This is a genomic window from Citrobacter amalonaticus (assembly GCF_018323885.1).
GTDB lineage: Bacteria > Pseudomonadota > Gammaproteobacteria > Enterobacterales > Enterobacteriaceae > Citrobacter_A > Citrobacter_A amalonaticus.
In genome coordinates this window covers 1,319,131-1,345,616 of record NZ_AP024585.1, presented here as the reverse complement: position 1 = coordinate 1,345,616, position 26,486 = coordinate 1,319,131, and the positions used below count along the sequence as shown (strand labels likewise).

Sequence of the window (26,486 nt, the reverse complement as noted above, 5' to 3'; positions counted from 1 at the left end):
GCTATTCTCTGTGGCCTCAAAAGCAGCGTGTCCCGCACCACAGGAGTTTTCAGACGCATGTCTTCCCGCAATAATCCGGCGCGTGTCGCCATCGTGATGGGGTCCAAAAGCGACTGGGCTACCATGCAGTTCGCCGCCGAAATCTTTGAAATCCTGGATGTCCCACATCACGTAGAAGTGGTTTCTGCCCACCGCACCCCCGATAAACTGTTTAGCTTTGCCGAAAGCGCCGAAGAGAACGGCTATCAGGTAATTATTGCTGGCGCAGGTGGCGCTGCCCATCTTCCAGGTATGATTGCGGCGAAAACGCTGGTGCCGGTATTGGGCGTTCCGGTACAAAGTGCAGCGCTGAGCGGCGTCGATAGCCTGTACTCGATCGTGCAGATGCCGCGCGGTATTCCGGTCGGTACACTGGCAATTGGTAAAGCGGGCGCGGCTAACGCGGCGCTGCTGGCGGCGCAGATTCTGGCGACGCATGATAAGGCATTGCATCAGCGCCTGAACGACTGGCGCAAGGCGCAAACGGATGAGGTGCTGGAGAATCCGGATCCGCGAGGTGCGGCATGAAACAGGTTTGCGTACTGGGCAACGGGCAGTTAGGCCGGATGCTCCGTCAGGCCGGTGAACCGCTGGGTATCGCCGTCTGGCCGGTGGGGCTGGATGCGGAACCGGCTGCCGTGCCTTTTCAGCAAAGCGTGATTACCGCAGAAATCGAGCGCTGGCCGGAAACCGCGTTAACACGTGAACTGGCGCGTCATCCGGCTTTCGTTAACCGTGATGTGTTCCCAATCATTGCTGATCGCCTGACGCAAAAACAGCTTTTCGATAAGCTCGGCCTGGCGACCGCGCCATGGCAGTTGCTGACCGACAAAAGCGAATGGCCTGCTGTCTTTCACCGTTTAGGCGAACTGGCGATCGTGAAACGTCGTGTCGGTGGTTATGACGGTCGTGGTCAGTGGCGTTTACGCGCCAGTGAAACCGATCAACTGCCTGACGATAACTACGGCGAATGCATTGTTGAGCAAGGCATTAATTTCTCGGGTGAAGTGTCGCTCGTTGGCGCACGCGCGCATGACGGCAGCACGGTGTTCTACCCGCTGACGCGTAACCTGCATCAGGACGGTATTCTGCGCACCAGCGTCGCCTTCCCTCGAGCCGACGCGAAGCAACAAGCGCAGGCCGAATCCATGCTTTCGGCCATCATGCAGGAGCTGGGTTACGTTGGCGTGATGGCGATGGAGTGCTTTGTTACGCCGGAAGGTCTGCTGATCAACGAACTGGCCCCGCGCGTGCACAACAGCGGTCACTGGACGCAAAACGGCGCCAGCATCAGCCAGTTTGAGCTGCATCTGCGGGCGATTACCGGCCTACCGCTGCCGTCACCGGTGGTGGACAGTCCGTCGGTAATGGTGAATCTGATTGGCAGCGATCTGAACTACGACTGGCTGAAACTGCCGTTAGTGCATCTGCACTGGTACGACAAAGAGGTGCGTCCGGGGCGTAAAGTGGGTCATCTGAATCTGACCGACAGCGATACCGCGCGCCTGAGCGCCACGCTGGAAGCCCTCGCGCCGCTGCTGCCGCCGGAATACGCCAGCGGTATCCTCTGGGCGCAAACTCAGCTCAAGTAAGCCTAAAATGCGGGGAAGTTTAACTTATACTTCCCCGCCCTCTCGTTCCGCGCGTAAAATCCCGTCCATTGCTGTTTGTCTTCTTCAGGATTTCTCATGAACGATGGAACGGACTATCGCGCGATCCTTATCGCCGATACGCCCTTAATCGATGTCCGCGCGCCGGTTGAATTTCAGCAGGGTGCCATACCGGGCGCGATAAATTTACCCTTAATGAATGATGACGAGCGTGCCGCCGTGGGTACCTGCTATAAACGCCAGGGGCCAGAAGCTGCACTTGAGCTCGGTCATCAACTGGTCTGCGGCGAGATTCGCCAGCAGCGTCTGGCTGCCTGGCACAAAGCCTGCCGGCAACACCCGCAAGGCTATCTCTGCTGCGCCCGGGGCGGTCAGCGTTCGCACATTGTCCAGCAGTGGCTACGTGAATCCGGCGTGGATTACCCGTTGATCAACGGTGGCTACAAAGCGCTACGCCAGGCCGCGATTGCCGCCACGGAAGAACAGGTCCAAAAACCGATCGTGCTAATTGGCGGCTGTACCGGCAATGGAAAAACACAACTGGTGCAAAAGCAGGAAAACGGCGTAGATCTTGAGGGATTAGCCCATCATCGCGGCTCCTCTTTTGGACGCACGCTGGAACCCCAGCTCAGTCAGGCCAGTTTTGAAAATCTGCTGGCGGTGACGCTGCTCAAAAAGCAGGCCACGCGCTGGGTGCTGGAAGATGAAGGCCGGATGATCGGCGCTAACCATCTGCCGGAATGCCTGCGCGAACGCATGACGCAGGCCGCTATCGCCGTGATTGACGATCCGTTCGGGCGCCGTCTTGAGCGTCTGCGGGAAGAGTATTTCGTGCGGATGCATCATGATTTCACCCATGCGTATGGCGAAGAGCCGGGATGGCAGGAATACAGCAACTATCTGCATCATGGGCTTTTTGCAATTCAACGGCGTCTGGGTTTGCAGCGGTTTAACGAGTTAACCGCCAGGCTGGACGTGGCGCTGGAGGCACAGCGTCAGACCGGCAGCACCGAAGTGCATTTCAGTTGGTTAGTGCCGCTGCTGGAAGAATATTACGATCCGATGTATCGCTATCAACTGGAAAAGAAAGCCGGACAGATTGCCTTTCGTGGAACATTTGAAGAGGTTGAGGCGTGGTTGCGCGGTTGAAAAACGCCGGAGGGTGATGATTTGTAGGCCCGGTAAGCGTTAGCGTCACCGGGCACAGCATCAGACTCAGAAGTCGTAACGCAGACGCACCAGGTTCATATCACCCAGGTTATCGGTGCTGGAGGTAAAGACGTGTTCGTAATCAACACGGAAACCATAATCCAGCTGGAAACTGATACCCACGCCGTTGTCGGTACGCAGGTAGTTGCGACCATTCACGTATTCAATACGGTCACCCATGAAGTACGGCTGAACGGATTTCAACGCATACTGGTTGATTGGGAATGTATAGCCCGCAAAGTATTCCAGACCCCACGCATCACCGGCAAAGTAGTCGTTAACAGACACTTTTTTGGTGGTCATAAAGTTCTGGTACCAGCCGCCGCCCAGTGAGAAGGTCCAGTTATCCGGGGTCCAGCTCAGGGCAGTACCCACGATGTTCTGATCGTACGTTTTGCTGCCGTTACCGCGCATTTCCGCACGGGTGTAGTTCCACGCCGTACCCCAGCTCAGATCGTCAGTAATGTGATAATCCGCACCCAGTGAACCACCGCCTTTACGCTTGTAGTTCAGGCCATTATTCGGGTTGTAGTCGTCGCTGAACAGATAAGATGCGTAGAGATCAACATCACCAACCGTTTTCTTATATTTCAGCATTTTGCGGGAACGGTAAGAACCATCATAGTCGCCGTTAATCCCGTTACCCGGTGCCTGACCAATCATGTCGTAGTCCCAGATATCGGTTTTCGCACCGACCACATCGTAGTAGATGCTGTTCTGTTGACCGAAGGTCAGCGTACCCCAGGTATCGCTCTTCAGACCGGTGTACAGCATACGACGCGTGGTGTCATGCGCGCCGTCAGCATAGTGATTGTCCCAGTTGAACTGCGCCGGAATGTTAACGCCCAGCTCGTAGAAGCTGATCCAACTGATGTCATCAAACAGATAGTAATCTGCCGCGAAGCGGAAACGGGTACCGCCGTCGAAGCCATTACGTTTATAGCCATTTGCGCCGTCATCGCCCGTCATGTTCTGGAACTGAGGACGAATACTCCCGCCAACGGTAAAGTTGAGACGGCTCAGCGGATTGCCCGCCTGCGGATCTTGTTTCAGAACGGTGATTTCCGCCTGAGAGGCGAAAGACGTTAATGCCACTGCTGCGCCGATCGATGCCGCCAGCGCTGTTGTTTTTATAGTCATTATTTTTCCTTGATAGATTTCCTGCTAATTATTCAGCGTTTGAATATTAACTGGTATTAACACTGACGTGTTGGCGGGTTTTTAATGATTTGTGCCGTTAAACAGCGAGGGGTTATCAATTTATGCTACTAAGAAAGTACGCGCCAGCATAAAAACCGGCGCGTCATTATCACGGGATTAAACAGTAAACTGACGGAACAACGCTTTCCCTTTCAGCAGACGGACACCGAGCCAGCCCCCGCAAAGAGAAAGTAAAAGCGCGCCGCAAAGAGGCAGGACAATCCACAAGCGCCAGTCAGGTTCCCACGGGAAGTCAAACACCTGCGTTTGCAGCACCGCCAGCGCGGTTTCCGCGCCGATGGACGCCACCAGCCCGGAGACCAGCCCCAGCATGGCAAATTCACACCACAGCGTAGTGCGCAGGAGTTTTTTGCCCGCGCCTAACGTACGCCAGACCACCAGTTCCTGATGGCGCTGGCGCATGCCGACCTGCACCTGCGCCAGTAGCAACAGCATGCCGCAGGCGGTTACCAGCACAACCATGACCTCCAGCGCCCGGCTAACCTGCTCCAGCACCTGCCCTACCTGCTTAAGGATCGCGCCGATGTCTAACAGGCTAATCGTCGGGAACTCACGATTAAGTTGCGTCAGCATGCCGTTGCCGTTTTCCCAGCGGAAGCTGGTCAGCCAGCTTTGCGGCTGACCATCCAGCGCGCCGGACGGAAAGATAAAGAAAAAGTTAGGGCGCAGGCTTTCCCAGTCGACCCGGCGCAAACTGGTCACCTTCGCACTGAACGCCTGAGTGTCACCCATAAAAGTGACGCTGTCGCCGAGTGAAACGTTCAACCGTTTTGCCAGCCCCTCTTCCATCGATACCTCGCCTTTTCCTGGCGGCCAGTTACCGGCGGTGATGGGGTTGTGATCCGGACGGGTATCCTGCCAGGTCAGATTCAGCTCACGATTCAGAGACTCATCTTGTCCCCCTTCTGTCGGCGTGTTGTTTATCGCCGTCAACCGCGCCCGCACGATCGGGTAGAACGCTTCCGGGATCACCTGATGCTCGGAGAGAAATGCCTTCACCTGCGGCACCTGCTCCGGGGCAATGTTGATCAGAAAATAATTGGGACTTTCCGGCGGAAGCTGCTGCTGCCAGCGATCCAGCAGATCACCGCGTAAAACCAGCAGCAGTGCCAGTAGCATAAACGACAGCGAAAACGCTGACAGCTGGCTCAGCGTCGACCACGGCTGACGTAGCAGGCGACTGACCGCGAGGCGCAGCGGCAACGACGACAGCGTCATCCCACGCAGAACGTTCAGCAGCATCCAGCCCAACACGCCGCACAGCAGCGCCAGCACGACCGCCCCCGCCAGCACCGCCCACAGCAGTGGACTGCCGCCCATTAACCCGGCCAGTAACACCACCACCACCACGGTCACGATCGGCAAATAGAATTTCAGCGGCCAGACATTGGCCGCCACGTCACGACGCAAGACGCGCAGCGGCTGGGTAGCTAATAACAAGCGATAGGGACGCAAACCGACCAGCAGCGAGATCACCGTCATGGTGCCCAACGCCCAGATCCACGGCCAGAAACTGGCAGGCGGCAGCGCGGCGGGCAGCACCGGTTTAAGCAGTACCATTAGCATCTTTTCGAATAACAGGCCGATCGCCCCGCCCGTCACGGCGGAAAGCGCCAGTACCATCAGCCACTGCCCGACAATCAGTTTTCGCAGTTGTGCCCTGCCCGCACCGAGCGTTTTCAGAATCGCCACCAGATCATAACGACTGCGACAGTAGTGATTCATCGCCACCGCCACGGCAGCGACGGCCAGTAGCAGTGTTAACAGTGCCGAAAGAAGAAGAAATTGTTGCGAACGCTCCAGGGATTTGCCCAGCGCGCCGTCGTCCTGTTCAAGTCCGTACCAGCGATGTTCCGGCTTCAGCTGCGGTAGTAGCCACTTTTCATAGCCGTCAAGCTGTTGCGGCGTGCCACCAAATTTATAGCGCCACGTGACGCGACTGCCGGGCTGCACGGCACCGGTTTTCGCAACATCCGCTGTATTCATTAACAGACGCGGCGCCATCTGGAAGGGGTTAAAGCCGGAGTCTGGCTCCTGCACCACTTCCCCAGCAATGCGCAGCGTGGCGTCGCCGACATCAATAGTGTCGCCGATTTTCAGGTTCAGCAACGCCATCAGTCGCGGCGCCAACAGTACCGTTCCCTGCTGTGGCTTGAGCCCCGGCGGATTGGTTTCCAGCTCGCCGTACATCGGATAGATGTCATCGACCGCTTTGACGTTCGCCAGCTGTGGCGTATCGCCAGCAAAGGTCATGGTGGCAAAGGTCAGTTGTTCTCCGACCTTCAGACCGCGCTGACGCGCATCGTCAATCCACGCCTGCGGCACCTCGCGTGAGCTGCGCAGTGCCCGGTCCCCCGCCATGAACTCGCGGCTTTGCTGACTTAACCCTTTTTCCATCCGGTCGCTGATGTTGCCCAGCGCCAACACGCAGGCCACCGCCAGACTCAGCGCCAGCCAGACAATCAACAGCGACGGCGAGCGCCATTCGCGCCAGAACCAGCGTGCGATCATGCCTCCTCCTGCAACTGTCCATTCACCAGGCGCAGTCGTCGGTTGCAGCGCGCCGCCAGTTGCGGATCGTGAGTCACCAGAATCAGCGTGGTGCCGTGTTCGCGGTTAAGCGAAAAGAGCAGATCGGCAATTTTTTCACCGGTCTGCCGGTCGAGGTTCCCCGTTGGTTCATCGGCAAACAGGACGTCCGGGCGACCATTAAAAGCGCGCGCCAACGCCACGCGCTGCTGCTCACCACCGGAAAGCTGCGCCGGAAGATGGTCCAGACGCTTGCCCAGACCCAGTTGTTCCAGCAGGGCTTTCGCTCCCGCTTTACTTTGTCCGCTGTTTTCGCCGCGCAGTAGTGCGGGAAGTTCGACGTTTTCCAGTGCATTCAGCGTGGGAATCAACATAAATGACTGAAAGACAAAACCGACATGCTGTGCACGCAGTTGAGCCCGGGCCTCTTCATCCATCTGATGCAACGGTTTCCCCACCAAATTGACGGCGCCGTCGGTGCCATCGTCCAGTCCGGCGAGGATCGCCAGTAGCGTAGATTTCCCTGAACCCGACTCGCCAATCAGCGCAATGGTCTCGGCGCGTTTGACAACCAGGTCAACTCCGGTAAGGATGGAAAGCTCGTGCTCCCCCTGACCGACGGACTTCTTAAGATGATGAACTTCAACAATGTTTTCCGCTGGCATTTGCCTTTCCTGTTCCTGATCCTGTTTACCTGTCGGGCCGCTGCGGCTGACACGTTGTTAATCCTCGGCGACAGCCTGAGCGCCGGGTACCGAATGTCCGCCAGTGCCGCCTGGCCTGCACTGCTCAACGACAAATGGCAGAGCAAAACCACCGTGGTGAACGCCAGCATCAGCGGCGACACCTCCCAGCAAGCGCTGGCACGCCTGCCTGCGCTACTCAAACAGCATCAACCGCGCTGGGTGCTGGTTGAGCTGGGCGGCAACGACGGGCTACGCGGCTTTGCGCCGCAACAGACCGAACAAACGCTGCGTACCATCGTGCAGGACGTGAAGGCGGCGAACGCCGAGCCGTTGCTGATGCAAATTCGCCTGCCCGCAAACTATGGCCGTCGGTATAATGAAACCTTTAGCGCGCTCTATCCAAAGCTCGCCAAAGAATTTGATATTCCTCTGTTACCCTTTTTTATGGAAGAGGTCTATCTAAAACCGCAGTGGATGCAGGATGATGGTATTCACCCTAACCGCGATGCCCAGCCGTTTATCGCTGACTGGATGGCGAAGCAGCTGAGTCCTTTAGTAAAACACGAGTCTTAATTCAACGGAGATCCTGACAGGTAAAGTTATGCAAAAATCGGTCTTAATAACAGGATGTTCCAGCGGTATCGGCCTGGAAAGCGCGCTTGAGCTGAAGCGTCAGGGTTTTCAGGTTCTCGCCGGCTGCCGCAAACCCGACGATGTCACGCGCATGAATAATATGGGATTCACCGGCGTATTGATCGACCTCGACTCGCCTGAGAGCGTGGATCGCGCCGCTGACGAGGTGATCGCCCTGACCGATAACTGCTTATACGGGATCTTTAACAATGCCGGGTACGGCGTCTACGGTCCGCTGCCCACCATCAGCCGCGCGCAGATGGAGCAGCAATTCTCCGCCAATTTCTTTGGCGCTCATCAGCTCACGATGCGTCTGTTACCGGCCATGCTGCCGCATGGCGAAGGTCGGATCGTGATGACCTCCTCGGTGATGGGGCTTATCTCCACACCCGGACGCGGCGCCTACGCGGCCAGTAAATACGCGCTGGAAGCCTGGTCAGATGCGTTACGCATGGAGCTACGTCACAGCGGAATTAAGGTCAGCCTGATTGAACCCGGCCCTATTCGCACGCGCTTTACGGAAAACGTTAACCAGACCCAGAACGACAAACCGGTGGAAAACCCCGGTATTGCCGCACGTTTTACGCTCGATCCTGAAGCCGTCGTCGCCAAAGTGCGCCATGCTTTTATCAGCGATAAACCCAAACTCCGCTATCCCGTCACGCTGGTAACCTGGGCCGTCATGCTGCTCAAACGTCTGCTGCCGGGACGCCTGATGGACAAAATTTTGCACGGATGAGTTGAAGCGCACGCGTCAGCCCTCATGTAAAAAAGAAATCGACACAAGAGAGTGACTCCATGTCCACACAGAATATTGTCAACATTAACGAAGCGAACCTGCAGCAGACCTTAGAACTGTCGATGACCACGCCGGTCCTGTTCTACTTCTGGTCTGAACGCAGCCAGCACTGCCTGCAACTGACGCCGGTGCTGGAAAGCCTTGCCGCACAGTACAACGGTCAGTTCATTCTGGCGAAGCTCGACTGCGATGCCGAGCAGATGATTGCCTCTCAGTTCGGTCTGCGCGCTATTCCAACCGTCTATTTGTTCCAGAACGGTCAGCCGGTTGACGGCTTCCAGGGACCGCAGCCTGAAGAGGTGATTCGCGCCCTGCTCGACAAAGTGCTGCCGCGTGAAGAAGAGCTAAAAGCGCAACAGGCCATGCAGCTGATGCAGGAAGACAACTACATTGAAGCACTGCCGCTGCTGAAAGACGCCTGGCAGTTGTCTAACCAGAGCAGTGAAATCGGCCTGCTACTGGCGGAAACGCAGATTGCCCTCAACCGCTCTGAAGATGCAGAAGCCGTGCTGAAAACCATTCCGCTTCAGGATCAGGACACCCGTTATCAGGGGCTGGTCGCGCAAATTGAACTGTTGAAACAGGCGGCGGATACGCCAGAGATTCAGCTACTGCAACAGCAGGTGGCGGAAAATCCGCAGGACGCCGGACTGGCCGCACAGCTGGCGCTGCAACTGCATCAGGTGGGACGCAACGAAGAAGCACTGGAACTGCTGTTCAGTCATCTGAAAAAAGATCTTGCCGCCGCAGACGGTCAGGCGCGTAAAACGTTCCAGGAAATTCTTGCCGCGCTGGGTACCGGCGACGCGCTGGCGTCGAAATATCGTCGTCAGCTCTACGCGCTGTTGTACTGATTTACGTTGCCCGATGGCGCTACGCTTATCGGGCCTACGCCAGTCGCTGGTTACGATTTCTTCAAACGCGTCACCACCAGTTGGTGGCGCGAGTTGTAAAACTTCCGATAGGTTAAATAGCAAGCAATGATGGTCGACAGGCTCGCCGTTGAGAGCAACATAAAGGTCACCATAATCTGATATTTAATCGCTTTGACCGGATCGATACCGGCAAAGATCAGCCCTGACATCATCCCCGGCAAACTCACCAGTCCGACCGTTTTCGCGGAGTCGATCGTTGGGATCAGCGAGGCGCGAATACTGTCGCGGATCAAGCCCGCAGACGCCATTTTCGGCGTGGCGCCAAGACTGAGTTTTTCCTGAATCTGCTGTTGTTCGCTGCTGAAACGCTGACCGAGATTGTTGTAGCACAATCCGACGGCCACCATCGCATTACCAGCGATCATCCCAGAAATGGGGATCACCTGCATCGGGATAAATTCAATCGACCCCGACAGCACCAGCACCGCCAGCGTTAACCCTGCCCCCGTCGTGATGGCAATAAACGAGGAAACAAACGCTTTATCAATATATTTACTGCGCTTCTGCGCGTTATACGCGGCGTTAAAACAGATGAATAACACCATCACTAACGTCAGGACTGCATGATTGACCGCGAAGATATATTTCAGGACATAGCCGACGATAATAAGTTGAACCACGGCGCGAGCGACGCTCCAGAGAATATCTTTCTCCAGCGCCAGTTTCTCTTTATGGCTTATCAGCATCGCCACCACCACCAGCATCATCGCTAATGCCAGTGACTCGTTAGTAATATTATGTTCATTCATTACGCGCTTCCTGCATTTCTCCGGCATGCGGCATCAGAGTGATTATTTCATCCGCATGATTAATTTCGTCTTTATCGTGAGTCACCCACAACACCCCTATCTGCTTATCGCGAGCATAGTGATGAATAATCTCATTCACATTGCGCTTATTGCTTTCATCCAGTGCGCTGGTGATTTCATCAAGCAGTAAAACCTGCGGCAAAAACTGTAAATTGCGGATCAGGGAAATGCGCTGTTTCTCTCCGCCGGAGAGCGCATTGATATTTTTCGCCAGAATCGACTCCGGCAGTTGAAAGCGGGCCAGGTCCGCCAGAAAAGCCCCAGGATCTGGACGCTGGTTACGGATTTGCCAGGGGAAGATCAGATTATCGTAGACCGTATCGCCAAACAGCGCGGGCGTCTGGGCGCAATACGAAACCTGTTGACGATAATGTTCCGGGTTGAGAGTGGCAATATCCTCTCCACCAAAGCGGATCTCACCGCTATTCGGACTGAGCAACGACGCAATAATCTTCAGTAAGGTACTTTTTCCACAGCCAGAAGGGCCGGTGATTAATTTAAATTCACCAGGACGTAAGTCAAAACTGATGTTATTCAGAATTTTGATGGTCCCGACCTGGTAACCCACATTGTTTACCTGCAACAACCTGCTATTTTCACGCATTATCTATCCTGTTTTCGCGTTTTATCGCAAAATAGTGTATCCCTCTAATTAACAGGAGGGGAACTCTCTTTAATGAATCAGGTATAATTTCAAGAGTAACATCGCCAATCTCGACATCATGGACAGTTCAACAGGAGGTTTTTCAATGCTTATTGTTATTCCTATTCTCATTTTTGTCGCGCTGGTCATCGTCGGCGCCGGCGTGAAAATTGTTCCCCAGGGGTATCAGTGGACGGTAGAGCGATTTGGCCGCTATACCAAAACGCTGCAACCGGGCTTAAGCATCGTTGTGCCGTTCATGGACCGGATTGGACGCAAAATCAATATGATGGAGCAGGTGCTGGATATTCCCTCGCAGGAAGTGATCTCGAAAGATAACGCCAACGTCACCATTGATGCCGTCTGCTTTATTCAGGTGATTGACGCGCCGCGTGCGGCCTATGAGGTCAGCAATCTGGAACTGGCGATCATCAACCTCACTATGACCAACATCCGTACCGTTCTGGGGTCGATGGAGCTTGATGAAATGCTCTCCCAGCGTGACAGCATCAATACCCGACTGCTGCATATCGTCGATGAGGCCACCAATCCCTGGGGCATTAAAGTCACGCGTATCGAGATTCGTGATGTCCGCCCACCGGCTGAACTGATCTCCTCCATGAACGCCCAGATGAAAGCGGAACGTACTAAACGTGCGTATATTCTGGAAGCCGAAGGGGTGCGCCAGGCAGAAATCCTTAAGGCCGAAGGGGAAAAACAGTCGCAGATCCTGAAAGCTGAAGGGGAACGTCAATCCGCCTTCTTACAGGCAGAAGCCCGCGAACGTTCCGCTGAAGCGGAAGCTCGCGCGACCAAAATGGTGTCTGAAGCGATCGCCTCCGGTGATATTCAGGCGGTGAATTACTTTGTGGCGCAGAAATATACCGAAGCGCTACAGCAAATCGGCTCGTCCAGTAACAGTAAAGTGGTGATGATGCCACTGGATGCCAGCAGCCTGATGGGTTCCATTGCCGGGATCACTGAACTGATCAAGGACAGCGCCAGCGAACGGAATAAATAATGATCGAGATGATTGTGGGGCATCCCCATATTTTCTGGCTCAGCCTTGGCGGTCTGCTTCTGGCCGCTGAGATGTTGGGCGGCAACGGTTATCTGTTGTGGAGCGGCGTCGCGGCGGTCATTACCGGCATTCTGGTCTGGCTGTTGCCCGTCGACTGGGAATGGCAGGGTGTTATCTTTGCCGTCTTAACGCTGCTTGCCGCCTGGTTCTGGTGGAAGTGGATGGCGAAACGCGTTCGTGAACAAAAACCGGTAGACAGTCAGCTCAACCAGCGCGGCCAGCAACTGGTCGGCCGTCGGTTTGTCCTGGAGTCGTCTCTGGTCAATGGTCGTGGACACATGCGTGTTGGCGACAGTTCATGGCCGGTCAACGCCAGCGACGATCTGCCCGCCGGCACGCACGTTGAAGTGATTGCCGTTGAAGGCATCACGCTCTATATCAGACCCCTTACCCGATAAAACCGATGACAGGAATCGCATGATGGTCAGGAAGACGCCTCTGGCATTTAGCTTTTGTGCATTACTGGCGAGCGCCGCCCCTCAGGCATTCGCCTCGTTTGATATCGCAGACTGCACCTGGAGCGACGCGCGCTGTCTGCTAAAAGGCGCCCCTATTCTGACGCCCGATAATGATTCACGCGATAACCTGTTGCGCCTGCTGAGTGAGGCAAAGTCGTTTGCTGTGCCCGTTCAGTCGATGCCTGCGGATATCACCCGCTCACGCGATTTCTATTTTGCTTATCACCCGCAGTGGGATGACGCTGATGTCCGCACGGACTTGCCTGCACAAACGCAGAATGCACCCAATACACTCGCCCAGCAGATGGCAACGCTGCAGGTAGCGGCGGTTGAATTCAACCACGACGGTGAGCAGGAAAACCGTTTTGTCTCCAATAATACCGACAGCGTCAGTCAGTTTTTTGCCGCGCTACTGAGCGATGCTACGCTGACAGCAGAACAAAAACAGGCGCTGGCGCAGGCACGTCTTGGACTCTATTCCGGGGCCAGCGCAGAGCAAATCACGGCCTCTCTCACTACGCTCCCGGCGGACTCACCTGCCCTGGCGTATAAAACCTATCTGATCGCCGCAGCCCATTTTTACGCGGGTGAATACGAAAGCGCGGCGCAGGTCTTCACGTCGCTGCTTAAGAGCCATCGCCCGTGGCTGGCGGAAACCGCGCAATATATGCTGATGCGCACAGCGCTGAACAAAAGCAGCCAGAACAGCGTCGGCGAATATGGCGATTTTGATATCGCGCGAATAAACCGTGAAGACGCCTTACGCGCGAAAAAAGAGGCGCAGACCTATCTTCAGCGCTGGCCTGAAGGCCGCTATGCCGATTCCGCACACGGCATGCTGCGTCGCATCCACTGGTATTTGCAGGACTGGGCGTCGCTTGCAGGATTGTATGAGCAGGCATTCCGGCAGGCCGCCGATGCGCAGACACTGCGAAACCGGGTGATTGAATACGATAATGTCTATGGCAGGCAGTTTTACGATCAATCGGTACAGGAGGCGTTCGCCGACGCCCCTCTCGTCAGCTATACCGAGATGCTACGCGCCCTTCGTCTGAACAGCGACCAGAAGCCAACCCTGACGCAGGCTAACCTGGATGCCAGCAAACCGGTTTTTGAAAAAAGCGGAAAACTGCCGCTGTGGCGCGATCTGCAACTCAACCTGTGGCTGGCGACAGAAAACAATGCTGCGATTCTTCAGGCGGTTACCCCGGCGAAACAACTTCCGGCTCACGATATCCTCGCTTTCAGCGAACAGGTTCTCTACGGTAACGCGCTGATGGGTCAAAAGCAGTGGTCAGAAGCGCGTGATTTCTGGTCGACATTGCTGAAGCTGAGCCAGGATAACGAACAGCAGCAGTATGTGCAGGCAAAACTGGCGGCCACGCTGGTGTACAGTGGCGATACGGAGGCGGTTTTTGCCCCGGACAGCGCGGTCACCAACCTGCGTTATCGTTCCCGGGTACTGAAAACCGTGGCGACGCCTGAACAGTTGCGTCAGCAGGTCAGCCAGGGACCGAATAACGAAGAACGCACTATCGCGCTGCATACGCTGCTGGTGCGCGATCTCACAGAAAACCGCTTTAGCGACTGGCTGCAGGACCGCAAACTCGCCAGCGCCATCACACAGCCGGTGATCGGCGAAGCATTCGACGACGTCAATCTGAGCACGTTTGACTGGAACGGTGACGCCGCTGAAATCGGTTACGTGTGCCGCAGCCTCAATGAGACCGTCGGCACGCTGAGCAAAAATCCCGATGATGCCCATGCGCTGAACTGTCTGGGTGAGTTCTTCCGCACGTCACAAACCCATGTCGATTTGTGGAAAGACAGCACAGGGAATGGCGTGCTGGAGACCGCTATCGACCGCAAGCGTCCGGTTGGGCAGTATGATCGCCAGAGTTACTACCAGCAGGTCATCACCTCGCCAAAAGCCGAGCACGAAGACAGAAGTTACGCACTGTATCGCGCCATCATGTGTTACGCCCCGTCCGGCACGAATGAGTGTGGCGGAGCAGAGGTGGACAAACAGCAGCGCAAAGGCTGGTTCACGCAGTTGAAAACCCAGTATCCGGGCAGTCCGTGGGCGCAAAAACTCAAATACTACTGGTAATCGCGCTACTGGCGGGACAGGCGCAGGCGGATGAGACGGTTATCGCCCGCGAACATCCCGCCTTCTGGCTCTGGTCAGGGGTGAAAGCCAGCGATGAACTGAGAGGCGCCCAAACGGTCTATCTGCATCAGGGGGAAGTATTGATGCGGGCAAAGGGCGCGGAGTTTCAGCGTCTGGGGCTTCCCGTCAGCCGCCTGACGTTTCCGTCCATCTGGCTTACCGTGCGCTTTACCACGCTCGACATTCCGGACGCGATTCCGGCACGCATCGTGCGGCTGATGCAGCGCTGGCAGGGGGAGGGAAATCAGGTGGTAGGGCTACAGGTCGATTTTGACGCCGCGACGCATCAACTCGCCGACTATGCCCGCTTTCTGCGGGTATTGCGCCAACAACTGCCACCCGATTTTGCTCTTGGGGTAACCGGATTGCTGGACTGGGCGAAAACCGGTGACATTGCAACGCTGAACGCGCTGCCAATCGATGAACTGGTAGTGCAGAGCTATCAGGGACGGCACACGGTGACGAATTATCAGGACTACCTGCCCGCCCTCTCCCGCCTGCGAATTCCCTTTAAGCTTGGTCTGGTACAGCACGGTAAGCGGGACAGCCAGGCGGAAGCGCAGTTACGCACATCCCCGTGGTATCGCGGTACGGTGGTCTTTATGCTTAATCCCGACGCGCGTTAAGCCTGCGCCTTGTGGTGGCAACAGCCAGAAAGGTTATCAATAATAGGGCATTCCGCGCTGTCATCGCCCGGACACGACTCCGCCAGCGCCAGCAACTGTACGCGCATTGACTGTAATTCGCTGATATGGCGCTCAATTTCAGCCACTTTCTCCAGCGTCCGCTTTTTGACATCCGCGCTGTGACGCCCCGGATCGTTGAACAGATTCACCAGTTCACCGCACTCTTCAAGGTTGAATCCGACCTGGCGCGCCTGGCGCAGCAGCGTCAGTTCATTGAGATGCTGTTGCCCGTAGGTGCGATAACCGTTTTCACCACGCAGCGGCGGCGTGACCAGCCCTTTTTCTTCATAAAAGCGGATCGCTTTACTGGTTAAACCGGTTTTTTTTGCTACATCGCTGATATTCACACGTCCTCCGCACCTTAAGCTGTGGCATGGTGTCATTATAACGTACTTGTGGCTGACACCACACACCCCATCCTATAGATGCCAGTAACCTCCTGTCACTTCACAGGTCGCGGGCGTTACCACTGCCACTTTCACATTTCCGGAACCGTCGAACGTTCGTACTTCATAAACAGTGAAGAACATCGAAGCAGGCGTACCTTTTTCTGTAACAATTGCCTGTTATAAGTGATCGCTTTCGCAATTTTAACTCTTTTACTTGATCATTCTACGCGGGTAGATTTATTAATCTCCGGTAAAAATATAATATCTACGCGAGTAGAACGTGAAGAGCACAAGCCTGCGACGTATGTCGACAGATAACTTCAAGGAGTTCTTATGAACACGCATTCATCCTCTGTTCCCCTGACGGATAACCAACAAGCCGCTCAGGAGCGGCTGGAAACCCCCGAAGGACGCCGCGAATTTTGGCGAGCGACATTTTCCTGCTGGTTAGGCACCACGATGGAGTATGCCGATTTTGCCCTGTACGGTCTTGCCGCAGGTATTATCTTTGGCGATGTCTTTTTTCCGGAAGCGACACCTGTCATGGCGTTACTTTCCAGCTTTGCCGCCTATTCCGTTGGGTTTATTGCTCGCCCCATCGGTGCGCTTCTGTTTGGCTGGATAGGCGATAAACATGGCCGGAAGATTGTCATGGTTATCACGATTGGATTGATGGGCATGTCGACCATGCTAATAGGTTTAATCCCCAGCTACGCCCAGATAGGCGTCTGGGCGCCGGTATGCCTGGTTATCCTTCGATTTTCTCAGGGCCTGGGGGCCGGAGCGGAACTTTCAGGCGGTACCGTGATGCTCGGTGAATATGCTCCCGTTAAACGCCGTGGGCTGGTTTCCTCGATTATCGCGCTGGGCTCAAACAGCGGAACATTACTGGCTTCGTTGGTTTGGCTAATCGTCCTGCAAATGGACAAAGATGACTTATTAAGCTGGGGATGGCGTATTCCTTTTCTTTGCAGCATTCTTATCGCCGCTGCTGCGTTATTCATTCGTCGCCATATGCGTGAAACGCCCGTTTTTGAACGTCAAAAGGCCCTCCTGCAGGCCGAGCGAGAAAAAGTTCTTCGCGAGGGAAAAGCGCAGCAACAGCATGATACACGTAGCTTCTGGAAACGAACCCGTGCGTTCTGGACCATGGTCGGCTTACGCATTGGCGAGAATGGCCCCTCCTATCTGGCACAGGGATTTATCATTGGTTATGTCGCTAAAGTGCTGATGGTGGATAAATCAGTGCCGACCGTGGCGGTGTTTATCGCATCGGTTCTGGGATTTGCCATTATTCCTCTGGCGGGCTGGCTTTCCGATCGATTCGGCAGACGGATCGTCTATCGTTGGTTCTGCTTGTTACTGATCCTGTATGCTTTTCCGGCATTCATGCTGCTGGATTCTCGTGAGCCATGGATTGTCATCCCAACGATCATTACCGGGATGGGAATCGCGTCACTGGGTATTTTTGGTGTTCAGGCTGCATGGGGCGTTGAGCTTTTCGGTGTCAAGAATCGTTATACCAAAATGGCATTTGCAAAAGAGCTCGGTTCGATTATGTCTGGCGGGACAGCGCCACTTATCGCCTCTGCATTGCTCTCGTTTTATGGGCACTGGTGGCCAATCGCTCTCTATTTCGCTCTGATGGCCACAATTGGACTGGTAACCACGTTCTTTGCACCAGAAACCCGTGGACGGGATCTTAACTTACCCGAGGATGCAATTTGAGGCCAGAGAACGTGAGATGCGCGTTCTTTACCAAAGATTTTTGGGTCATAACGCCTTATGCTGTCTGGAAAAAATCACTCTGAACGCAATCAGGTAGGTGCCTCGTGACTCAATCACATTCGCAACGCGTAACACGTTCTGACGTGGCAAAAGAAGCGGGAACGTCCGTCGCTGTCGTTAGTTACGTTATTAATAATGGTCCACGTCCCGTTGCCGAAGCGACCCGGCAACGTGTACTACAGGCCATTAAGAAAACCGGCTATCGACCCAATGGCATCGCGCGTGCGCTGGCTTCAGGGAGTACACAAACATATGGGCTTGTTGCACCGGACATCTCGAACCCGTTTATCGCCTCTATGGCTCATGCTCTGCAACACGAAGCATTTACTGATGGCAAAGTACTCCTGCTGGGTGATGCGGGCGACAGTAGCTGCCGTGAACGTGAACTGATTAATAATATGTTGCACCGCCAGGTTGACGGGCTGATCTACACCAGTGTGGATCGCCATCCTTATATCAATTTGATTCAGGAGAGCGGTACGCCCTGCGTTATGCTCGATCGCGTGGATCCTGGACTTAACGTCAGCGTTATCCAGGTTGATGAACAACAGGCGGCGATGCAGGTAACCCAACATCTGATTGATCACGGATACCGCGACATCGGCATCATCTGTGGCCCGCGTGAAATGCTGAATACTCAGGATCGTATCCGGGGCTGGCAGCAGGCGCTGGAAGCCTCATCGCTAATGGTCAATCCTTCATGGATTTTTTCGACCAACTATACCCGCGCCGGAGGTTACGAGGCGACAAAACGTATGCTGCAACGCCAGCCACCGCGCGCGTTGTTCGCGACGAATGAACAGCAGGCACTGGGTTGCTTACGCGCCCTGGCGGAACATGGGCTGCGCGTCCCTGAAGATGTTGCACTGGTCTGTTTTAACGCAACACATGAATCGGCTTACAACGTCCCTTCTTTGACCGCCGTTCTGCAACCGGTCGATAAGATGGCCCGTGCGGCAATTGACATGCTGAAAAATTGGGATGGAGAGGTTCGCCGCGTTGAATTTGAGTTTTATTTACGAACAGGAGAATCGTGTGGCTGCCAGGGACATGAAGTACAACCCGAGACAACGTGAAAATACATCGATGCGTATCATAATTGACTGCGATCCAGGCAATGGCATTCCCGGCGCGAATATTGATGACGGCCTGGCGCTAGCGCTGGCGATTGCCGCTCCGCAAATCACTCTGGAGATGATCACTACTGTCGCAGGAAATACGCCAGCAGATGTGGGATATGCCGTCGCTAAAGATCTCATTGCGCAATTGGCTATTCCCGTTTCTGTTTACCGTGGAGCCTCGCGTGCGCTCCGGGAAGATCCGCTTCCCTGGCGTGAAAAACTGGATCAGGGTGTCGATCAGTTTGGCTTACGGCAACTCTGGTCGGAAGTTCCTGCCCCGGCATTGTGCCAGCAGGTGCCCCCCCATGCACCCGAGGCGATAGGTGAACTCATCTGTAATAACCCTGGTGAAATCACGTTGGTTGCTACCGGTCCCCTCACCAATGTGGCCATTGCCCTGCAGCTTTACCCGCAGATTGTTCACGCGGTCAAAAATATCGTTGTTATGGGCGGCGTATTCAATGTGCCGGGCTACCTGAAAGATACCAATTTTGGTCTGGATCCTGAGGCGGCTCATGCGGTGCTTACCAGCGGCGCGCCCGTCACGCTGGTCCCGATGGATGTGACAACGAAAACTCAAATGCTTCACGCCGATTTGGATCGTCTGGCAAAAACAGAAAACGGGCTTAGCCGTTATCTGGCGCAAACCATTCGTCCGTGGATCACCTACTCTATGCAAACCCGCCATCTGCCCGGATGTTGGATCCATGATGCGTTAACCGTTGCCTGGTTACTGGATCCCTCTCTGGCAACAATGGAGGAAGATTACCTGGATGTCTCTCTGGAAGGCATCACGCGCGGTATGACCTGTCGCTATGGACGTGACACGTTGCGTCTCAATGTAGGGATCCCTGAACCAAAAGGTGCGCGGGTAAAAATTCTGCAGAGCATTGATAACCGGCGACTTCTTTCGCTGATTGAGCACTATATCCATACCTACCGCGCCTAGCGTTACGGGTCAGAAAAGGAGACCTTTTTTACGCTGTTTGAGGTGAGTTTTCCGGAGGAAATATGAATACGTTATCCTTCCTCTTATTCGGTGAAGGAGAATCTCTGTTAATTACGCTGGGCAAAATTTGCGTCGCTTTTATCCTCGGCGGGATCATCGGTCTTGAAAGGGAATCGAAAGGAAAGCCTGTCGGATTTAAAACGTGCGTCATTATTTCCGTCGCCAGTTGCGTTCTGACCATCGTCTCTATTCAGTCAGCAGAGTATTACGCGGAAATCTCGATGAATATACGTAGCGATCCGATGCGCCTGGCCGCACAAATTATCAGCGGCGTAGGCTTTCTCGGTGCAGGTGTTATCCTTCATCGCCATGACGACGCCATCTCCGGGCTGACAACCGCAGCCATTGTATGGGCTTCTGCGGGAGTGGGAATTACCAGTGGCGCCGGTTTTTATATGCATGCGCTTCTTGCCACAGGCTTGTTCCTGCTGGCCATAAAGCTCAGCTATTTTGTCATCTTTTTACAAACTAAAAATCAATTGCCCGGTAAAGTTAAGATTCGCATTATTCTTGACGAAAAATCAGGGCTACAAACGCTGGTGGAAAGTATTAATCAGCAAAAAAACATTATTGAAGCTATCACCATCCGCGATGTCAAAAAGGGGAAAATAGAGGTTAATCTTAAAGTCGTGATTAGAAAAAAAATGACCTTACCGGAACTTTACAACAACCTTTCCACCCTCGAACATGTCTGCGCCATCGCACTGGAACATTAAAAAAACAGGGTGAAAACAAATCCCTTGACCTTCCCCTTGCTGGAAGGTTTAACCTTTATCACAGTCAATTAATCCCTGTAATAAAGGAGTGAAGTGATGTCTCACACTATCAACCTGACCCTGGACGGCCTGTCCTGCGGTCACTGCGTCAAACGCGTAAAAGAGAGTCTTGAACAACGCCCGGATGTTGAACAGGCTGAGGTTACCGTGACTGAAGCGCACGTCACCGGTACCGCCAGCGCCGAAGCGCTTATCGACACCATCAAACAAGCCGGTTACGGCGCAGAGTTAAGCCACCCAAAGGCTAAACCGCTGGCGGAGTCATCAATCCCGTCGGAAGCACTGGCAGCGGTCCCTCCTGAGCTTCCGGCAGCGACGGCTGAAGATGAGAGCCAACAGCTGCTGTTAAGCGGCATGAGCTGCGCCAGCTGTGTTTCCCGGGTACAAAATGCGCTGCAAAGCGTTCCCGGGGTCACGCAGGCACGGGTAAACCTCGCGGAACGTACTGCGCTGGTGATGGGCAGTGCGTCCGCCGCCGATTTAGTCCAGGCGGTGGAAAAAGCCGGCTATGGCGCGGAGGCGATTGAAGACGATCTCAAACGCCGTGAGCGCCAGCAGGAAACCGCCGTCGCGACAATGAAACGCTTCCGTTGGCAGGCGATTGTCGCCCTGCTGGTGGGTGTGCCGGTGATGGTCTGGGGGATGATGGGCGATAACATGATGGTGACCGCCGACAACCGCAGCCTGTGGCTGGCGATAGGTCTGGCGACGCTCGCCGTGATGGTTTTTGCCGGCGGCCATTTTTATCGCAGCGCGTGGAAGAGCCTGATGAACGGTACCGCCACGATGGACACTCTGGTGGCGCTGGGCACCGGCGTAGCCTGGTTGTACTCGATGAGCGTCAACCTGTGGCCGCAGTGGTTCCCGATGGAAGCGCGTCATCTTTATTATGAAGCCAGCGCGATGATCATTGGTCTGATTAACCTCGGACACATGCTGGAAGCCCGCGCGCGTCAGCGCTCGTCTAAGGCGCTGGAAAAATTACTCGATCTCACGCCGCCAACGGCGCGAGTGGTGACAGAAGACGGTGAAAAGAGCGTACCGCTGGCAGAGGTTCAACCGGGGATGCTGTTGCGTCTGACCACCGGCGACCGCGTCCCGGTTGACGGTGAAATCACCCAGGGCGAAGCCTGGCTGGATGAGGCGATGCTTACCGGCGAACCTATCCCACAGCAAAAAGGGGAAGGCGACAGTGTGCATGCCGGTACCGTTGTGCAGGATGGCAGCGTGTTGTTCCGCGCCAGCGCAGTCGGCAGCCATACTACGCTGTCGCGCATTATCCGTATGGTGCGCCAGGCCCAGAGCAGTAAGCCGGAAATCGGTCAGATGGCCGATAAGATTTCCGCCGTGTTTGTTCCGGTTGTGGTCGTGATTGCGCTGGTCAGCGCGGGTATCTGGTACTTCTTTGGCCCGGCGCCACAAATTGTCTACACCCTGGTGATTGCAACCACAGTACTGATTATTGCCTGTCCGTGTGCGCTGGGTCTGGCAACACCAATGTCTATTATTTCCGGCGTGGGTCGTGCGGCTGAGTTTGGCGTACTGGTGCGTGATGCCGATGCGCTGCAGCGCGCCAGCACTCTGGATACCGTGGTCTTCGACAAAACCGGGACACTGACCGAAGGCAAACCCCAGGTGGTGGCGATTAAAACCGTAGGCGAGACTGACGAGGCGCAGGTGCTGCGTCTGGCGGCGGCGCTTGAGCAAGGCTCCAGCCACCCGCTGGCACGAGCGATTCTCGACAAAGCCGGTGATGGTGCACTGCCGCAGGTCAACGGTTTCCGCACCCTGCGTGGATTAGGCGTTAGCGGTGAAGCCGAAGGGCATACGCTGTTGTTGGGCAACCAGGCCCTGCTGAACGAGCAGCAGGTTGACACTCGCGAACTGGAAACCGAGATATCGGCCCAGGCTTCTCAGGGCGCTACGCCGGTGCTGCTGGCGATTGATGGTAAAGCGGCAGCGCTGCTGGCCGTGCGCGATCCGTTGCGTAGCGACAGCGTGGCCGCCCTTCAGCGACTGCACCGCGCCGGCTATCGTCTGGTGATGTTAACCGGCGATAACCCGACGACGGCTAACGCCATCGCCAAAGAGGCGGGAATTGATGAGGTGATTGCCGGCGTTCTGCCGGACGGTAAAGCCGATGCCATTAAACGTCTGCAAAGCCAGGGGCGTCAGGTGGCGATGGTCGGTGACGGCATCAATGATGCACCGGCGCTGGCGCAAGCCGATGTCGGGATCGCAATGGGCGGCGGCAGCGATGTGGCTATCGAAACCGCTGCAATTACCCTGATGCGTCATAGCCTGATGGGCGTGGCAGATGCACTGTCTATTTCCCGCGCAACGCTTCGAAACATGAAGCAAAACCTGCTTGGCGCATTCATCTACAACAGCATCGGTATTCCTGTTGCAGCCGGTATTCTGTGGCCGTTTACCGGTACGTTGCTGAACCCGGTGGTTGCCGGTGCGGCGATGGCGCTCTCGTCCATTACCGTGGTGAGCAACGCGAACCGACTGCTGCGCTTTAAACCGAAAGAGTAAGCGATGCCGGATGGCGTTTTAGCGCCGCCATCCGGCAATTCACACATTGCACACCCCTGGGCCACGCGTTAGCATGGGCTTCTGATTAGGGAGGTCGCATGGATCTGTTTTACCGGGTAAAAACATTCTTCGCTACGCTATCCGGCAATCGCTATACCTGGCCCGCCATTGATGTTTCGTTGCCCGGCAACCGCCATTTCCACCTGATTGGCAGTATTCATATGGGCAGTCGCGATATGTCCCCTCTCCCTGCCAGACTGCTCAAAAAGCTTAACAGCGCCGATGCACTAATTGTTGAGGCCGACGTCTCCGGCAATGACAGCCCTTTTGCCGATCTACCCGAATTTGCCGCACTGGAAGAGCGCATCAGCGAGGAGCAGTTGCGCAATCTGCATCGCGCGACCGATGAATTGGGGATCTCTCCGACGCTGTTTTCCACACAACCGCTGTGGCAAATCGCGATGGTGTTGCAGGCCACCCAGGCGCAACAGTTGGGATTACGCCCGGAATACGGTATTGATTATCAGCTGTTGCAGGCCGCGAAAAAGGCAGAAAAACCGGTGATTGAACTGGAAGGTGCCGCCAGCCAGATTGCACTGTTGTGTGAACTGCCAGACAACGGCCTGGCGCTGCTGGAGGACACACTAACGCACTGGCACACCAACGCCCGGCTACTGCAACAGATGATGAGCTGGTGGCTTGACTCCCCGCCGCAGGACAATCACCTGACGCTTCCCAACACCTTCAGTCAGTCGCTGTACTATGTGCTGATGCATCAACGCAATATCGCCTGGCGGGATCGTCTGGCGGCACTGCCTGCGGGTCGCTATGTGGTGGCCGTCGGCGCGCTGCACCTTTATGGAGAGGGAAATCTGCCGGAGCTGATGCGATAAAAAAAGTGGCCAATATTTCTATTGGCCCGTCAAAGAGGAATTTCATCATTATTATTATGCCGCCGCTTAATGCGACGGTGTATGTCGATTGTCGCTCAAACTCTGCATCCTGCCAACATAATTGCGCAAGATGGTACTATATTTCGAACATTCGTTAGAGATATGCTTGACTCGTCATTTGGTTTAGCCAGGAAAAATAGCTATGACACCCGCCGTTAAATTACTCGAAAAAAACAAAATTACGTTCAGGATCCATACCTACGACCACGATCCCGCCGAGACCAACTTCGGCGATGAGGTGGTGCGCAAGTTAGGGCTGAATGCCGATCAGGTGTACAAAACGCTGCTGGTGGCGGTGAATGGCGATATGAAACATCTGGCGGTTGCAGTCACGCCCGTGGCCGGACAACTGGATCTGAAAAAAGTCGCCAAAGCACTCGGCGCGAAAAAGGTCGATATGGCCGATCCGCTGGTTGCGCAACGCACGACCGGGTATCTGGTCGGCGGCATTAGCCCACTGGGACAAAAAAAACGTCTACCGACGCTGATTGATGCGCCAGCCCGGACGTTTGACACCATTTTTGTCTCTGGCGGCAAACGCGGGCTGGATATTGAACTGGCGGCGGTTGATTTAGCCGCGATTCTGGAGGCTGAATTCGCCGATATCGCCCGCCGGGATTAAGTGATTATAGAATGATGGCCTGATAGCGCGACGCTTATCAGGCCAGGAAACCGCACTAACCTGTAGGCCGGATAAGGTGCCCGCACCGCCATCCGGCACTCCGCCCTGTTACTGCCAGCTAACTTCCCCCTTCGGCTCATACGCACTGGCATCCAGCGGTGAGTTTTTCTGAATGTATTCCTTCAGCACTTCCGCATCAATAAACCCGGTGTTGACGTACCCCGGTTTGTTATCAATACGCGGATAGCCGTCGCCGCCGGTCGCGTTAAAGCTGAGCGTCGCCATACGGTAGGTTTTTGCCGGGTCAACCGGCTCGCCGTTGATTTTCAAATCGTTGAGCTTGCCCTCTTTTGCCACAAAGCTAACCCTGGCAAACTGCGGATAGGCGCCGGAGTCCGGTTTCATTTGCGCCACGGCCGTCAGATAATCCGTCACATCCTTACCGTTCATGTCGGCATATACGACAACGTTGCCGAATGGCTGAACCTTCAGCACGCTTTTATAGGTGATATCCCCGCCGTCAATCGAGTCACGAATGCCGCCGCCGCTCATAACGCCAAAATCGGCACCGGTGCGCGCCATTTGCGCAGCCAGAATCAAATGCCCCATGTTGGTTTGTACAAAACGGACCTTGCTGCGATCGCCTTCCAGTCGGTCATTCACCGCACCAATTTTCACATCCAGTTGCGCTTTTCCTTTATTCTGGAACGGTGACAACAGCGAGAGCATCTGCGCATTCTCCGCGATTTCCGGGGTGTAAAGTACGTGCTCACTTTTCCCGTCTTCCCAGGTCACTTTCTTCTTCAGGTTCACCGGAATCAGCTGATAGTTGACCATTTTCATCTCGCCGTTACGGAACTCAAAGTCCGCGCGACCCACGTATTTCCCCCACTCATGAGCCTGCACGATCCAGATACCATTCTGTTTGTCCGGTGCACACGGCGTACCGGGAACGTAATCCACCTGTTTCTTATTTTCCGCCGCCATGCACACCGGGTCCTGTGAGTGACCACCCACAATCATCGCCAGCGCGCCCTCTGGCAGACTGCGCGCCATTTCAACGTCGCCCGGTGCGTTCGTTCCGTGGTTGCCGTTGTCGTAATGCCCCATATGAGTGGTGGCAATCATGACGTCCGGCTTTTCATTCATCTGCAATTCCTGAATCACCACCTTTGCCTCTTCCGCTGGTTTGCGAAATTCAATATCGGTGAAGAACTCAGGGTTACCGATTTTCGCCGTGTCGTCGGTGGTCAAACCGATCACCGCGATTTTCAAATCCTGGCGTTTAAAAATGGCCCAGGGTTTAAACAGGCGCTCGCCGGTACTTTTCTGGTAAATATTGGCTGAGAGAAACGGGAACTTCGCCCACTTCTCCTGCTGACGCAGGACAGTGAGCGGATTATCAAATTCGTGGTTACCGACCGCCATCGCGTCATAACCAATCAGGTTCATCCCGCGAAAGTCGGGCTCAGCATCCTGTAGATCCGATTCGGGTACGCCAGTGTTGATGTCACCGCCGGACAGCAGCAGGACGCTGCCCCCTTCGGCAGCCACCTCGCGACGAATCCCGTCCACCAGCGTTTTTTGCGCTGAGAGACCGTACTCGCCGTATTCGCTGCGCCAGAAATGGCCATGGTGATCGTTGGTATGCAGAATGGTGATTTTATAGGTTTTATCTTTTTCATAAGCCTGAGCAGGCTGACTTGCCAGCGTGAATGCAGCGAACAGTGCCAGCGCCACACCCCGTTTTAAAAATTTCATGTTTCTCTCCCTGATTCCTTC

The 26,486-nt window shown here is 55.1% G+C and carries 24 protein-coding genes; 17 read left to right on the top strand and 7 right to left on the bottom strand.

From position 1 onward, the window contains the following. Positions 1-57 precede the first annotated feature (57 nt). The 3 genes from purE to mnmH all read left to right on the top strand — a co-directional run bounded on the left by purE (position 58) and on the right by mnmH (position 2,798). Entirely contained in the window at positions 58-567 is a 510-nt protein-coding gene (gene purE, locus KI228_RS06335) for a 5-(carboxyamino)imidazole ribonucleotide mutase (RefSeq protein ID WP_043001520.1), read from the top strand. Continuing rightward, positions 564-1,631 carry a 5-(carboxyamino)imidazole ribonucleotide synthase gene (purK, locus tag KI228_RS06330; RefSeq protein WP_043001521.1) on the top strand — a complete coding sequence of 356 codons (1,068 nt, stop codon included), beginning with the start codon at positions 564-566 and terminating at the stop codon, positions 1,629-1,631. The genes purE and purK overlap by 4 nt, the downstream gene beginning before the upstream one ends. Positions 1,632-1,727: 96 nt before the next feature. Continuing rightward, positions 1,728-2,798: a tRNA 2-selenouridine(34) synthase MnmH gene (gene mnmH / locus KI228_RS06325; protein ID WP_061070450.1), complete on the top strand. Its 1,071-nt coding sequence runs from the start codon at positions 1,728-1,730 to the stop codon at positions 2,796-2,798. A gap of 66 nt (positions 2,799-2,864) precedes the next feature. Here the strand turns inward: mnmH and KI228_RS06320 are convergent, their stop codons facing one another. The 3 genes from KI228_RS06320 to ybbA form a co-directional block, all read right to left on the bottom strand. Further along, positions 2,865-3,998, bottom strand: coding sequence for a porin (locus tag KI228_RS06320; protein WP_044258905.1), 1,134 nt, complete (start codon positions 3,996-3,998; stop codon positions 2,865-2,867). Positions 3,999-4,175: 177 nt separating this feature from the next. Further along, the gene (gene ybbP, locus KI228_RS06315) at positions 4,176-6,590 is read right to left on the bottom strand and encodes a putative ABC transporter permease subunit YbbP (RefSeq protein WP_141227413.1); all 2,415 of its coding nucleotides are present in this window, start codon (positions 6,588-6,590) and stop codon (positions 4,176-4,178) included. Beyond that, positions 6,587-7,273, bottom strand: coding sequence for a putative ABC transporter ATP-binding protein YbbA (gene ybbA / locus KI228_RS06310; RefSeq protein ID WP_044259018.1), 687 nt, complete (start codon positions 7,271-7,273; stop codon positions 6,587-6,589). The genes ybbP and ybbA overlap by 4 nt, the downstream gene beginning before the upstream one ends. Here ybbA and tesA point away from each other — a divergent pair. From tesA to KI228_RS06295, 3 genes are read left to right on the top strand one after another with little or no spacing between them, the layout of a single operon-like run. Continuing rightward, the gene (gene tesA, locus KI228_RS06305; RefSeq protein ID WP_125339513.1) at positions 7,241-7,867 is read left to right on the top strand and encodes a multifunctional acyl-CoA thioesterase I/protease I/lysophospholipase L1; all 627 of its coding nucleotides are present in this window, start codon (positions 7,241-7,243) and stop codon (positions 7,865-7,867) included. The genes ybbA and tesA overlap by 33 nt on opposite strands. Before the next feature lie 28 nt (positions 7,868-7,895). Beyond that, entirely contained in the window at positions 7,896-8,666 is a 771-nt protein-coding gene (ybbO, locus tag KI228_RS06300; RefSeq protein WP_043001525.1) for an NADP(+)-dependent aldehyde reductase, read from the top strand. Positions 8,667-8,725: 59 nt separating this feature from the next. Beyond that, positions 8,726-9,580, top strand: coding sequence for a co-chaperone YbbN (locus tag KI228_RS06295; RefSeq protein ID WP_043001526.1), 855 nt, complete (start codon positions 8,726-8,728; stop codon positions 9,578-9,580). A gap of 50 nt (positions 9,581-9,630) precedes the next feature. On the opposite strand, the gene fetB is transcribed toward KI228_RS06295, so the two are convergent. Together fetB and fetA are read right to left on the bottom strand one after the other, a co-directional pair. Further along, positions 9,631-10,410, bottom strand: a complete 780-nt coding sequence (fetB, locus tag KI228_RS06290) for an iron efflux ABC transporter permease subunit FetB (RefSeq protein ID WP_043001527.1) — start codon at positions 10,408-10,410, stop codon at positions 9,631-9,633. Then, positions 10,403-11,074, bottom strand: coding sequence for an iron efflux ABC transporter ATP-binding subunit FetA (gene fetA, locus KI228_RS06285; protein WP_044258908.1), 672 nt, complete (start codon positions 11,072-11,074; stop codon positions 10,403-10,405). Before fetA ends, fetB begins: the two co-directional genes overlap by 8 nt. Positions 11,075-11,219: 145 nt before the next feature. On the opposite strand from fetA, the gene KI228_RS06280 reads away from it, so the two are divergent. The 4 genes from KI228_RS06280 to KI228_RS06265 are packed head-to-tail and all read left to right on the top strand — an operon-like array spanning position 11,220 to position 15,448. Beyond that, positions 11,220-12,134, top strand: coding sequence for an SPFH domain-containing protein (locus KI228_RS06280; protein WP_043001529.1), 915 nt, complete (start codon positions 11,220-11,222; stop codon positions 12,132-12,134). After that, positions 12,134-12,592 (top strand): NfeD family protein, encoded by a 459-nt coding sequence (locus tag KI228_RS06275; protein WP_054176092.1) that lies wholly within the window; start codon positions 12,134-12,136, stop codon positions 12,590-12,592. The genes KI228_RS06280 and KI228_RS06275 overlap by 1 nt, the downstream gene beginning before the upstream one ends. A 22-nt stretch (positions 12,593-12,614) precedes the next feature. Next, the gene (locus KI228_RS06270; RefSeq protein ID WP_061070708.1) at positions 12,615-14,762 is read left to right on the top strand and encodes a PA5441 family protein; all 2,148 of its coding nucleotides are present in this window, start codon (positions 12,615-12,617) and stop codon (positions 14,760-14,762) included. Beyond that, positions 14,732-15,448 (top strand): DUF3142 domain-containing protein, encoded by a 717-nt coding sequence (locus KI228_RS06265; protein WP_061070452.1) that lies wholly within the window; start codon positions 14,732-14,734, stop codon positions 15,446-15,448. Before KI228_RS06270 ends, KI228_RS06265 begins: the two co-directional genes overlap by 31 nt. On the opposite strand, the gene cueR is transcribed toward KI228_RS06265, so the two are convergent. Continuing rightward, a complete protein-coding gene (gene cueR / locus KI228_RS06260) occupies positions 15,445-15,855 on the bottom strand; it encodes a Cu(I)-responsive transcriptional regulator (protein ID WP_044258912.1) in 411 nt (136 codons plus the stop codon). The genes KI228_RS06265 and cueR overlap by 4 nt on opposite strands. Positions 15,856-16,230: 375 nt before the next feature. On the opposite strand from cueR, the gene KI228_RS06255 reads away from it, so the two are divergent. From KI228_RS06255 to ybaK, 7 genes are all read left to right on the top strand, one after another. Beyond that, complete coding sequence (locus KI228_RS06255; protein ID WP_054176090.1) at positions 16,231-17,625, top strand: MFS transporter; 1,395 nt, start codon at positions 16,231-16,233, stop codon at positions 17,623-17,625. A gap of 104 nt (positions 17,626-17,729) precedes the next feature. Then, positions 17,730-18,761 (top strand): LacI family DNA-binding transcriptional regulator, encoded by a 1,032-nt coding sequence (locus KI228_RS06250; protein WP_061070453.1) that lies wholly within the window; start codon positions 17,730-17,732, stop codon positions 18,759-18,761. A 10-nt stretch (positions 18,762-18,771) separates the two neighbouring features. Continuing rightward, entirely contained in the window at positions 18,772-19,755 is a 984-nt protein-coding gene (locus KI228_RS06245; RefSeq protein ID WP_044265276.1) for a nucleoside hydrolase, read from the top strand. A gap of 62 nt (positions 19,756-19,817) precedes the next feature. Then, complete coding sequence (locus KI228_RS06240; RefSeq protein ID WP_043001536.1) at positions 19,818-20,531, top strand: MgtC/SapB family protein; 714 nt, start codon at positions 19,818-19,820, stop codon at positions 20,529-20,531. Positions 20,532-20,627: 96 nt separating this feature from the next. Beyond that, positions 20,628-23,129, top strand: coding sequence for a copper-exporting P-type ATPase CopA (gene copA, locus KI228_RS06235; protein ID WP_043001538.1), 2,502 nt, complete (start codon positions 20,628-20,630; stop codon positions 23,127-23,129). Positions 23,130-23,227: 98 nt separating this feature from the next. Further along, complete coding sequence (locus tag KI228_RS06230) at positions 23,228-24,022, top strand: TraB/GumN family protein (protein ID WP_043001539.1); 795 nt, start codon at positions 23,228-23,230, stop codon at positions 24,020-24,022. Positions 24,023-24,224: 202 nt separating this feature from the next. Continuing rightward, positions 24,225-24,704: a Cys-tRNA(Pro)/Cys-tRNA(Cys) deacylase YbaK gene (gene ybaK / locus KI228_RS06225; RefSeq protein WP_043001540.1), complete on the top strand. Its 480-nt coding sequence runs from the start codon at positions 24,225-24,227 to the stop codon at positions 24,702-24,704. A gap of 108 nt (positions 24,705-24,812) precedes the next feature. On the opposite strand, the gene ushA is transcribed toward ybaK, so the two are convergent. Then, entirely contained in the window at positions 24,813-26,465 is a 1,653-nt protein-coding gene (gene ushA, locus KI228_RS06220; protein ID WP_061070454.1) for a bifunctional UDP-sugar hydrolase/5'-nucleotidase UshA, read from the bottom strand. Positions 26,466-26,486 lie beyond the last annotated feature (21 nt).

Bases quoted from the DNA above. Each gene is read 5' to 3' on its own strand.
- purE (WP_043001520.1), top strand. From the start codon at position 58: ATGTCTTCCCGCAATAATCCGGCGCGTGTCGCCATCGTGATGGGGTCC.
- purK (WP_043001521.1), top strand. From the start codon at position 564: ATGAAACAGGTTTGCGTACTGGGCAACGGGCAGTTAGGCCGGATGCTC.
- mnmH (WP_061070450.1), top strand. From the start codon at position 1,728: ATGAACGATGGAACGGACTATCGCGCGATCCTTATCGCCGATACGCCC.
- KI228_RS06320 (WP_044258905.1), bottom strand. From the start codon at position 3,998: ATGACTATAAAAACAACAGCGCTGGCGGCATCGATCGGCGCAGCAGTG.
- ybbP (WP_141227413.1), bottom strand. From the start codon at position 6,590: ATGATCGCACGCTGGTTCTGGCGCGAATGGCGCTCGCCGTCGCTGTTG.
- tesA (WP_125339513.1), top strand. From the start codon at position 7,241: ATGATGAACTTCAACAATGTTTTCCGCTGGCATTTGCCTTTCCTGTTC.
- ybbA (WP_044259018.1), bottom strand. From the start codon at position 7,273: ATGCCAGCGGAAAACATTGTTGAAGTTCATCATCTTAAGAAGTCCGTC.
- ybbO (WP_043001525.1), top strand. From the start codon at position 7,896: ATGCAAAAATCGGTCTTAATAACAGGATGTTCCAGCGGTATCGGCCTG.
- KI228_RS06295 (WP_043001526.1), top strand. From the start codon at position 8,726: ATGTCCACACAGAATATTGTCAACATTAACGAAGCGAACCTGCAGCAG.
- fetB (WP_043001527.1), bottom strand. From the start codon at position 10,410: ATGAATGAACATAATATTACTAACGAGTCACTGGCATTAGCGATGATG.
- fetA (WP_044258908.1), bottom strand. From the start codon at position 11,074: ATGCGTGAAAATAGCAGGTTGTTGCAGGTAAACAATGTGGGTTACCAG.
- KI228_RS06280 (WP_043001529.1), top strand. From the start codon at position 11,220: ATGCTTATTGTTATTCCTATTCTCATTTTTGTCGCGCTGGTCATCGTC.
- KI228_RS06275 (WP_054176092.1), top strand. From the start codon at position 12,134: ATGATCGAGATGATTGTGGGGCATCCCCATATTTTCTGGCTCAGCCTT.
- KI228_RS06270 (WP_061070708.1), top strand. From the start codon at position 12,615: ATGGTCAGGAAGACGCCTCTGGCATTTAGCTTTTGTGCATTACTGGCG.
- KI228_RS06255 (WP_054176090.1), top strand. From the start codon at position 16,231: ATGAACACGCATTCATCCTCTGTTCCCCTGACGGATAACCAACAAGCC.
- KI228_RS06245 (WP_044265276.1), top strand. From the start codon at position 18,772: ATGCGTATCATAATTGACTGCGATCCAGGCAATGGCATTCCCGGCGCG.
- KI228_RS06240 (WP_043001536.1), top strand. From the start codon at position 19,818: ATGAATACGTTATCCTTCCTCTTATTCGGTGAAGGAGAATCTCTGTTA.
- copA (WP_043001538.1), top strand. From the start codon at position 20,628: ATGTCTCACACTATCAACCTGACCCTGGACGGCCTGTCCTGCGGTCAC.
- KI228_RS06230 (WP_043001539.1), top strand. From the start codon at position 23,228: ATGGATCTGTTTTACCGGGTAAAAACATTCTTCGCTACGCTATCCGGC.
- ybaK (WP_043001540.1), top strand. From the start codon at position 24,225: ATGACACCCGCCGTTAAATTACTCGAAAAAAACAAAATTACGTTCAGG.
- ushA (WP_061070454.1), bottom strand. From the start codon at position 26,465: ATGAAATTTTTAAAACGGGGTGTGGCGCTGGCACTGTTCGCTGCATTC.